We start from the raw sequence: 9,540 nt of genomic DNA on the forward strand, positions 1-9,540 counted from the left end.
AGCCACTGCGAACGCAACAACTTGTACAACAGATCAGTGCTGATATTGCCCGACCCGACAATCGCCACTGAGGCCTTAGCAGCCATGAAAGCTCCTCAATTCGAATCTATTCGAAAACCAGCCGGACCGAACCCAGCCCGGAGAACTCGGCAACACAGTCGTCACCGGCATGTACATCGATGACCAGGCTCGGCATCAGGACGTCTTGAGCAGGGTGAATCCCTTGTATCCCGCGTCGGCGACCTCTGCACAGATATCGAGGTAGGTGGCGAAGCCGCCGATGAAAAGCATGAACACGCGGGGCTTTCCGGGAACGTTGGCACCCACGTACCACGAGTTAGCTCTGGGAAAGAGGGTGGCGTCGGCTCGCTGATTACATTCGGCAACCCAGGCGTCGACGGCACCGGCGTTGGCTTCCATGGCCGCGTAGCCATGCTGGTCCAGATAGGCGATGGCCTCGGAGATCCACTGGATGTGCGCCTCGGCGTGCAGAACCATATTGGCCAGGACCGCCGGTGCGCCGGGCCCGGATACCAGGAACAGATTGGGGAATCCGTCGACACCGAGCCCGAGGTAGGTGCGGGGCCCGTGTGACCAATCCTCGACCAGCTTGCGCCCCCCGCGACCGACGATGTCGATCTTGGCCAGAGTGCCGGTCATGGCGTCGAAGCCAGTCGCCAAGACGATGGCATCGAGGTCGTAGTGCCCCTCGGAGGTCTCGATGCCCGATTCGTCGATCGCCTCGATCGGAGTCTTGCGAACACTGACCAATGTGACGTTGGGGCGATTGAATGTCTGGAAATAGTTGGTGTCAGTGCAGATTCGCTTGGTGCCGATCGGATGATCATTGGGGATCAGCAGTTCGGCGACTTCGGGGTCGTCGATCACCGCACGAATCTTGCCTTCGTAGAACTTTCGGGCTTCCTCATTGGCCTCGATGTCGGTCACCTGGTCGGCGAAGGTCTTGGAGAACAACACCCCGCCCAGCTGCCACCGTTCCTCGAAGGCCGCGTAGCGCTCTTCGGGCGTGGCTTGCATGGTCAGCTTCGGATGGGCGACATGCGGTGACCCGCCGCCACTGCGCCAGGACATCTGGCGCCGTTCGTCGTAGGTCGCCTTGGCGTGAGCGATCTCCTCGGCGGTCAACGGGCGGTTACCCGCGGGCACGCTGTAGTTAGGGGTGCGTTGGAACACCACCAGCTGTGCGGCCTGTTCGGCGATGAGTGGAATCGATTGCACACCAGACGAACCGGTCCCGATGACGCCGACCCGCTTTCCGGTGAAGTCCACACCCTCGTGCGGCCAATGCGCGGTGTGATAGATCTCGCCGCCAAAGGTGTCCAGTCCCGGGATGTCCGGAGTCAAGGGCGAGGACAGCGGCCCGGTGGCCATCACCACGAACCGCGCGACGACCGTTTCTCCACTGTCGGTGGCGATCGTCCACCGCATCACGTCCTCGTCGAGAACAGCCGAGACCACCCTGGTGTTGAACGTGATCCCCGGTCGCAGATCGAGCCTGTCGGCGACCCACTTGATGTAGTCGAGGATCTCGGACTGGGTGGCGTACTTCTCGGTCCAGGTCCACTCCTGTTGCAACTCATCGGAGAACGAGTAACAGTAGTCCAGGCTCTCGACATCGCAGCGCGCTCCCGGGTACCGGTTGAAGTACCAGGTACCTCCGACTTCGGGTGCCGCTTCGAAGACGCGCACCGACAGCCCCTGTTGCCGGAACTTGTGCAGGGCATACAGGCCAGCGAACCCGGCACCCACCACGATGACGTCAACATTGCTTTCGGTCGGGCTGCTCACGGCGGCTACCGTAGGCAGTCACCGAGGATTTTGGCGCCAAAACTTCCCGGTCAACGGGCATCAGGAAATTTCTCCCGGCCACCGGTGAGAGCGGCCCGGCCAGTTCGCTCGGCCGCTCACAATGTCGGCCATGACCGATGCAGGATCTGCCAGCCGAGCCGGGGACGGCGCACGCGCCGTAGCACTGACCGTCACAGCCGTCATCGAGGAGAGCCACGACGCGAAGTCGGTGGTGCTGGCGATTCCCGACGAGTATCAGAACCGATTCAGCTACCGGCCGGGGCAGTTCCTGACGGTGCGCGTACCAAGCGACCTGACCGGGTCGGCCGCCCGTTGCTACTCGCTGGCGAGTTCTCCGCACACCGATGCAGTGCATAAGGTCACCGTCAAGCGTACGAATGGCGGCTACGTGTCGAACTGGCTGTGCGACAACGTTTCCGTCGGTGACACTCTCGAAGCCCTCCCGCCGTCCGGACAGTTCACGCCGGCGGATCTGGATGCGGATTTTCTGTTATGGGCGGCAGGGAGCGGGGTCACCCCAGTGATGTCGATCCTCAAGTCGGCGCTCGCCGCCGGCACCGGTCGGGTGGTGCTGTGCTACGCCAACCGTGACGAGAGTTCGGTCATCTTCGCGGCCGAGCTGCGCGAACTGGCTGCGCGGTATGCCGGTCGGTTCACGGTTCTGCACTGGCTCGAGTCGATCCAGGGTCTGCCTACCCGCGCTCAGTTGGGCGGCTTCGCCCGGATGTTCACCAGCTACCAGTCATTCGTGTGCGGCCCCGAGCCGTTTATGGCAGTGGTGAAAGAGGCGTTGCGTGAGGCCGGCATACCACGCGAGAACATCCGCCTCGAAGTGTTCCAGTCGCTCACCGGTGATCCGTTTGCCGACGTCCCGATCGAAGACTTCGGCGGCGACGCTGAGGCGGCCGACGTGCAGGTCCGCATCGACGGGAAGACCCATCGCCTCTGCTGGCCCAAGTCCCGCAACCTGATTGACGTGATGCTCGCTGCGGGCATCGACGCTCCGTTCTCCTGCCGGGAGGGCAACTGCGGCTCGTGTGCGGCGACGGTGGTCGAGGGTCAGGTCGATTTGGGCAATGCTGCGATCCTCGAACCCGAAGACATCGCCGAGGGGTTGTTCCTGGCCTGCCAGGCGCGCCCGCTGTCCGACAAGCTGAATGTCGAGTTCTGATGTCGACGATGAATGTCGTCCGCTCACCGGGACGAGGCCGGCGACCGCCCGCTCCCCGCGTCCACCATCGTTGACATGACTAAACGGGTGATCGACCGCGTCGCGGAGCTGGCCGACCAACTGCGCGAGCAAGCCGAGGAAGCCGAGAAGATCGGCAAGCTGACTGACAACACAGTCAAGTCGATGAAGGAGATCGGCAGTATTCGGCTGTTGCAGTCGCGGAAGCACGGCGGGCTGGAGGTGCACCCGCGTGAGTTCGCCGAAACGGTGATGGCGACCGCCGCGCTGGACCCGTCCGCGGGATGGATCAACGGTGTCGTCGGCGTGCACCCCTACCAGCTCGCCTACGCCGATCCTCGAGTCGGCGACGAGATCTGGGCCGACGACGTCGACACCTGGGTGGCGTCGCCCTACGCACCGCAAGGCGTCGCCAAGCCGGTTGACGGTGGTTACCTCTTCAACGGGCGTTGGCAGTTCAGTTCGGGCACCGACCATTGCGACTGGATCATTCTGGGCGCCATGATCGGTGACGCCGAGGGCAAGCCCTTGATGCCCCCGCAGATGTTGCACATGATTCTGCCGCGCAAGGACTACCAGATCGTCGAGGATTCCTGGGACGTCGTGGGATTGCGAGGCACCGGTTCCAAGGACGTCATCGTCTCCGATGCGTTCGTGCCGAGCTACCGCACGATGGATGCTTTGCAGGTTATGGACGGCACCGCGCAACGCGAGGCCGGGATGACCGAGCCGCTTTATTTGATGCCCTGGTCGACGATGTTCCCGCTGGGCATCTCGTCGGCGACGATCGGCATCGCCGAAGGCGCTTTGGCCGCTGCGCTGGACTACCAGCGCTCTCGGGTGAATTCCAGCGGTGTTGCGATCAAAGACGACCCCTATGTGATGTTCGCGATCGGTGAGGCCGCCGCCGACATCAACGCCGCTCGTCAAGAGCTCCTGGCCAACGCCGACAGGATCTACGACATGGTCGACGCCGGCAAGGACGTCTCATTCGAGGACCGAGCGGCTGGGCGCCGCACTCAGATTCGCGCGGTATGGCGCGCCGTCTCGGCGGTCGACGAGCTCTTCGCCCGGTGTGGCGGCAATGCGACGCGGATGGACAAGCCACTGCAGCGCTACTGGCGCGACGTCCACGTCGGACAGGTGCATGCGATCCACGCCCCGGGAACGGTCTACCACGCCTCGGCATTGAGCTCGCTCGGCGTGGACCCGCAGGGCCCGCTACGGGCAATGATCTAAGGGTCGCCCAGTGAGCCCGATCAAGAGCCTCGGCTACGTCACGGTACAAGCCACCGACATCGAGAAGTGGCGTCACTTCGCCTTCGGCGTACTGGGTTTCGCCGAAGGTAGCGGCCCCAATCCGGATTCGCTGTACCTGCGGATGGACGAACGCACCGCCCGAATCGTGGTATCCCCCGGCGACACCGACAAGATCACCACCATCGGCTGGGAGGTGCGCGACCACGCAGACCTGCAGACGGTCGCGCACTCCCTTGCGGCCGCCGGCGTCTCCTACCGGCAGTTGTCACTGGCCGAGGCCGACATCCGCCGTGTTGAAGAGGCCATCGCGTTCGAAGACCCCGCCGGTACGTCGCTTGAGGTCTTCCACGGCCCGGTTCTCGATCACAGCCCGGTCATCACGCCATTCGGCGCAAAGTTCGTGACGGGCGACCAGGGCCTGGGGCATGTGGTGTTGCCGGCCCTCGATGTCGCGGGCTTGTTCGAGTTCTACACCGAGGTGTTGGGGTTCAAGTCACGCGGCGCCTTCCGGGTGCCTGTTCCCCCGGAGTTCGGACCGGTACGCGTGCGCTTCCTAGGTGTCAACGAGCGCCATCACAGCCTGGCCCTGTGCCCGGCGGCAACGCTGCGCGACCCCGGGTTGATCCATCTCATGGTCGAAGTCGACAGCCTCGACAGCGTCGGCCAGGCGCTTGACCGAGTCGCCAAGGACGGCTTTCAGCTGTCGTCGACACTGGGGCGGCATACCAACGACAAGATGGTGTCGTTCTACGTTCGCGCACCGGGAGATTGGGACATCGAGTTCGGCACCGACGGCATGCGGGTCGATGACACCCACTACACCGCCGAAGAGATCACGGCAGACAGTTACTGGGGCCACCGGTGGGTTGACGACCTGCCTGCGGCGATGCGGCCGTAATCCCTGGCTTCCCTTTCCGGCCGGCCACCCGCCGGCGTCGATCGGCCGCTCGACTGCGGCGTGCCCTCGAGTCGGGCAGCTGACGCCAACCACTGACAACAAGGCGTTTCTGATCATCGAAAACTGATGATGCATCCGTCCACCTGGGTCGCCGACACCGTCGTTGATCTGGAGAGAGACGGGGTCGGCGCCCGGTGCGCTGCGGGCCACGGCGGCGTCCTTTAACGCGCGCACCGCGCACGGCGTGAACCCGGACGCGCAGCCCCGTTATGCCATGCCGCGTTGCTGGTGAGACCGGCGGCGTGCAGGCCGACGGTCGTGCGCGCACTCGAATTCGAGCGGAAGTGTGACAACAGCAACACCGATGTGGTAGAGATATGACCATTAGTCATATGCCTATTAGGCATGTACCCCGGAGGATCCCCATGCCCGCGACAGCCGCATTACCCGTGACCGCCGCCAAGGATGCGCCGAACGAAACTCCCAGCGCCGTCATTGACCGGGTATCCCTGGTCCTCGACGCTTTCGACGGGCCGGGCCGCCTGACGCTGGCCCAGATCGTGCGCCGGACCGGGCTTCCCCGCTCGTCAGCGCACCGCATGCTCGAGCGTCTCGTCCAGCTGCGCTGGCTGCGCCGCAGCGGCCGGGACTACGAACTGGGCATGCGCCTCGTCGAGTTGGGATCCCTGGCGGTGCACCAGGATCGCCTGCACAAGGCCGCGCTCCGCAAACTGCACGAACTCCACGCCGCGACCGGCCTGGTGGTGCACCTCGCCGTCCTTGACGGACCCGACGTCGTCTACATGGACAAGGTCGGCGATCGCATGACCGCGGCAATTCCGACCCGCGTCGGTGGCCGCCAACTGGCGCACTGCACCGCGGTGGGGAAGGCAATGCTGGCGTTTGCCGACGAGGGTGACATCGACGTCTTGAACTCCGATGGACTGCCCCGGCGGACCAAGTACTCGATCTCCACCCACGCCCAACTTCGCAGCGAACTGCTCAAAGTCCGCACTCACGGCTTCGCGTTCGACCGGGAAGAGTCACTGCCCGGCTTCGGCTGCGTCGCCGCCCCCATCGGCGACCCGGGCGAGGCGGTCGCCGCGATCTCGGTCTGCGGGCCGATGAACCGGATCAAGCTGGACCAGCGGTTGGTCGCTCCGGTGCGGATCGCCGCGATGGGCATTTGGCAAGCGGTCGACTGCGGCCCCGTTCGAGTGTCCCCCACTCTGCAGCAGATGCGACCGCTGCGCGCAGGGCCTGCCGCGCGACCGGCAGCTCGTACCGGGGCACTCAAGCTCGCATGATCCTGGATTCGCAGATCGCAAAAATCATCGAAGCCCTCAACGCGGGATTCCCGCCGGTGCATACGATGACCGGGGCCGAAGCCCGAGCCGCCATCCGCGCACGTTTCACGGCGGCCGCCGACCCCAGGCCCGTGGCGCAGGTGTACGACCGAATCATCGCCGGCCCGGAAGGCCCACTCCAGGTCCGTGTCTACCGCCCGTGGGCCGTAGACACCGACGCGGTCCCGACCCTGGTATGGGCCCATGGCGGCGGCTGGGTGTTCTGCGACTTGGACAGCCACGACGACCTGTGCCGCGACTTTGCGAATCAACTTTCCGCCGTGGTGGTTTCCGTGCACTACCGGCGGGCGCCGGAAGAAGGACAGTGGCCCGCCGCGGCCGAGGACGTCTACGCGGCCACCGTTTGGGCAGCAGACCATATCGCCGAGCTCGGTGGCGACCCGAACAGGCTGCTGGTGGGCGGCGACAGTGCCGGCGGCAACCTTGCCGCCGTCACTGCATTGATGGCCCGTGACCGCGGGCGGCCGCACCTGAGCGGTCAGCTGCTGCTGTACCCGGTGATCGGCGCCGACTTCGACACGCCGTCCTATCGCCAGTTCGGCCGCGGCTACTACAACCCAAAGCCCGCATTGCAGTGGTACTGGGATCAATACGTGCCTACCGTGGCTGATCGGTCCCACCCTTACGCGTCCCCCCTGCACGCCCCGGACCTGTCCGGTCTGCCGCCGACGGTCGCGGTGATAGCGGGCCACGACCCGTTGCGTGACGAGGGCCGCGCTTACGCCGAGGCGCTCCGCCGTGCGGGCGTTCCCACCGCGGTGCGTTACTTCGAAGGCGGCGTGCACGGCTTCATGACCATGCCCACGCTCGACATCTGCGGGCGGGCCAGGGCCCAGGCGTGCGCGTCACTGACTGAACTCCTGGGTCCGCCGGTCACGACGTAGCCGGCGGGCCTTCGGACGGCACCGTCATGGGCTCTACGTGGCCATAGCGCTGGTGCGGGTCGAGGACGCAGTGCGTGCGCTTGAAGACGGTCACCATGCACTTGTTGTTGTGGTCGCAGCGGCTACGCACCTCGGGATCCCCGATCATTTTGTTGACCAGATCCGGCTCACGCAGCAGTGCCCTGCCCATCGCCATGAAGTCGAAGCCCTCACGCATCCCGGTCACCAGATGGTCGCGGTTTGTGATGCCACCGAGAAGAATCAACTTGGTGTTGCCCATGATCGGAACGAACTGACGGGCAGCGGAAAGCATGTAGAGATCCTCATAGGGATAGCTGCCCATCGCCCACTTCCCCATCACCCGCACCCCGGGGCGCAGCGCCGGCGGCATCACCCGGGCGAATTCGCGCACCGGTACATCACCCCGGAACAGGTACATCGGTTTGAACACCGACGAGCCCTGCGTCAGCTCGATGGCATCCAGCGTCGCGTCGGCGTCCAACAACTGTGCGGTACGCAGCGCCTCGTCGATCCAGATGCTGCCTGGCAGGCCATCGTCCATATCCAACTTGGCGATCACCGCGATCCGCTTGCCCACGACGTCGCGAACTCGCTGCGCGATCTCCCGTACGAATCGTGAACGGCCGTCGATGTCTCCGCCGTACTCGTCCTTACGCCGGTTGATCAGCGGAGACAGAAACGAGCTCGGCAGATAGAGGTGGCCGAAATGTAGTTCCACAGCGTCAAAGCCGGCGGCGACGGCCACCTGTGCCGCCGCACCGAACTGATCGATGACAGCGAATATTTCGTCGCGTCGAATCTCGCGGCAGTAGGCGAACGAGCTGGGATTGATGAAGCGGCTCGGCGCGATCGCGGAAACACCGGTGAGCTTCTTCTGTGCGACGACGCCGGCGTGGCCGAGTTGTGCGGAGATAGCCGCACCCGTGTCGTGCACCGCGTCGGTGAGCTTCTTGAGACCGGGGAGCGCCTTGGTGTCCATCACGATCTGCCCGGGCGCGCTGGCTCCCTGCGGGGACACGCAGCAGTACGCGACGGTGGTCATGCCGACACCGCCCCTGGCGAAGCTCAGGTGGAAGTCGATCAGATCGTCGGTGACCAATCCGTCGGGCGAACGGCCTTCCGAGGTCGCGGCCTTGATGACGCGATTGCGCAATCGGACCGGACCGAGCTGAGCCGGGGCGAACGGATTCATGCTGAGATCGTTCATCGGCTAACCGTCCTCGCTGCCAACGGTGTCCGTCAACGGCTGTCTCCCGATGTCCGGGACTGTAGCCGGTCTCACGACCGGGCTGCCCCTAGCCTCGTCTGCATGGCTGGCGGTGAAGTCTTCGTCATCGACCGGATCGTGACCAGGCCCGGGCTGGCGCGACGATTCGTCGATCGCTATCTCGCGGAGTACGCGCCCGGCGCCAGGGCACGCGGAATGACTTTGCAGAGTGTGCTCGTCAGTCCACCCATTTGGTTCGCCGGCGAGTCGAACACCATCACGATCACCTGGTCACTGCCCGACCCGCTGAGCTGGTGGCGGATGACCTGGAAGGGACGTCCGGATCCCGAATTGGGGCAATGGTGGTCGGCTATCGAAGAATTGGTGGTCGAACGCAGCCGCTCGGTGGCGGCCGCGGCAGATGACGTCGACACACTCTGCGAGATGACTGCGACCGATGTTTAACGTCACGCGACTACTCGATGTCGAACCCGGCGAACGCGATCGGCTGCTCAACGACATCCGCGCGGTGGCCGACCACAGCGGGGCGCTGCGATGGATCGTCGAACCGACCAAAAGCGGGTCACGCAACGGCGGGGATGTGTTGGTGCACCTGCGTTTCCCGGACGAATCAGCGTGGCATATCGCCGAAGCGCGGCTGGCGGCAGCGCTGACCGACCCGGCGATCACCCGAATCAACGGCGCTACGTACGAGGGCGCGCCGATCGGTACCGGCAATCCCGCGACGTTGTACCGGACGCTCCTGCTGAGGGTTCAGCCGGGCACATCACCGCAGACGCTGGCTCGGTTCGAGTCGGAGCTCAAGTCGATGCCCGGCTATGTCCCCACCATCTGTGCGTGGCAGCCTGTCTCTTATACACATC

9 protein-coding genes and 1 pseudogene are annotated in these 9,540 nt (G+C 64.8%); 7 read left to right on the top strand and 3 right to left on the bottom strand.

Annotated elements, in window-relative coordinates:
- Both LI94_RS24650 and LI94_RS18535 read right to left on the bottom strand, forming a co-directional pair.
- A partial coding sequence (locus LI94_RS24650) for a hypothetical protein (RefSeq protein ID WP_239651268.1) occupies window positions 1-86 on the bottom strand: 86 nt, incomplete at its 3' end.
- Between the two features lie 109 nt (window positions 87-195).
- Complete coding sequence (locus LI94_RS18535; protein WP_082105812.1) at window positions 196-1,770, bottom strand: NAD(P)/FAD-dependent oxidoreductase; 1,575 nt, start codon at window positions 1,768-1,770, stop codon at window positions 196-198.
- A 169-nt stretch (window positions 1,771-1,939) separates the two neighbouring features.
- Here LI94_RS18535 and LI94_RS18540 point away from each other — a divergent pair, with 169 nt between their 5' ends.
- From LI94_RS18540 to LI94_RS18560, 5 genes are all read left to right on the top strand, one after another.
- The gene (locus LI94_RS18540) at window positions 1,940-3,001 is read left to right on the top strand and encodes a ferredoxin--NADP reductase (protein ID WP_046302111.1); all 1,062 of its coding nucleotides are present in this window, start codon (window positions 1,940-1,942) and stop codon (window positions 2,999-3,001) included.
- A gap of 75 nt (window positions 3,002-3,076) precedes the next feature.
- Window positions 3,077-4,258 (top strand): acyl-CoA dehydrogenase family protein, encoded by a 1,182-nt coding sequence (locus LI94_RS18545; protein WP_024442284.1) that lies wholly within the window; start codon window positions 3,077-3,079, stop codon window positions 4,256-4,258.
- Window positions 4,259-4,268: 10 nt separating this feature from the next.
- Complete coding sequence (gene bphC / locus LI94_RS18550; RefSeq protein ID WP_046302109.1) at window positions 4,269-5,177, top strand: biphenyl-2,3-diol 1,2-dioxygenase; 909 nt, start codon at window positions 4,269-4,271, stop codon at window positions 5,175-5,177.
- Between the two features lie 425 nt (window positions 5,178-5,602).
- Window positions 5,603-6,484, top strand: coding sequence for an IclR family transcriptional regulator (locus LI94_RS18555; RefSeq protein ID WP_024442282.1), 882 nt, complete (start codon window positions 5,603-5,605; stop codon window positions 6,482-6,484).
- Window positions 6,481-7,428: an alpha/beta hydrolase gene (locus LI94_RS18560; protein ID WP_024442281.1), complete on the top strand. Its 948-nt coding sequence runs from the start codon at window positions 6,481-6,483 to the stop codon at window positions 7,426-7,428. The genes LI94_RS18555 and LI94_RS18560 overlap by 4 nt, the downstream gene beginning before the upstream one ends.
- On the opposite strand, the gene LI94_RS18565 is transcribed toward LI94_RS18560, so the two are convergent.
- Window positions 7,418-8,656, bottom strand: a complete 1,239-nt coding sequence (locus LI94_RS18565) for an NADH:flavin oxidoreductase (RefSeq protein WP_024442280.1) — start codon at window positions 8,654-8,656, stop codon at window positions 7,418-7,420. The genes LI94_RS18560 and LI94_RS18565 overlap by 11 nt on opposite strands.
- Window positions 8,657-8,758: 102 nt before the next feature.
- Between LI94_RS18565 and LI94_RS18570 the strand changes: the two genes are divergently transcribed.
- Together LI94_RS18570 and LI94_RS18575 are read left to right on the top strand one after the other, a co-directional pair.
- A complete protein-coding gene (locus tag LI94_RS18570; protein ID WP_024442279.1) occupies window positions 8,759-9,121 on the top strand; it encodes a hypothetical protein in 363 nt (120 codons plus the stop codon).
- Window positions 9,114-9,540, top strand: a pseudogene (locus tag LI94_RS18575) (Dabb family protein); the annotation flags it as partial. The gene LI94_RS18570 and the pseudogene LI94_RS18575, both read left to right, overlap by 8 nt.

This window comes from Mycobacterium sp. UM_Kg27 (assembly GCF_000972905.1).
In the GTDB taxonomy this organism is placed as follows: domain Bacteria; phylum Actinomycetota; class Actinomycetes; order Mycobacteriales; family Mycobacteriaceae; genus Mycobacterium.

Excerpts from the sequence above, each read along its gene's own strand:
- LI94_RS18540 (WP_046302111.1), top strand. The coding sequence starts at position 1,940 with ATGACCGATGCAGGATCTGCCAGCCGAGCCGGGGACGGCGCACGCGCC.
- LI94_RS18545 (WP_024442284.1), top strand. The coding sequence starts at position 3,077 with ATGACTAAACGGGTGATCGACCGCGTCGCGGAGCTGGCCGACCAACTG.
- LI94_RS18555 (WP_024442282.1), top strand. The coding sequence starts at position 5,603 with ATGCCCGCGACAGCCGCATTACCCGTGACCGCCGCCAAGGATGCGCCG.
- LI94_RS18560 (WP_024442281.1), top strand. The coding sequence starts at position 6,481 with ATGATCCTGGATTCGCAGATCGCAAAAATCATCGAAGCCCTCAACGCG.
- LI94_RS18565 (WP_024442280.1), bottom strand. The coding sequence starts at position 8,656 with ATGAACGATCTCAGCATGAATCCGTTCGCCCCGGCTCAGCTCGGTCCG.
- LI94_RS18570 (WP_024442279.1), top strand. The coding sequence starts at position 8,759 with ATGGCTGGCGGTGAAGTCTTCGTCATCGACCGGATCGTGACCAGGCCC.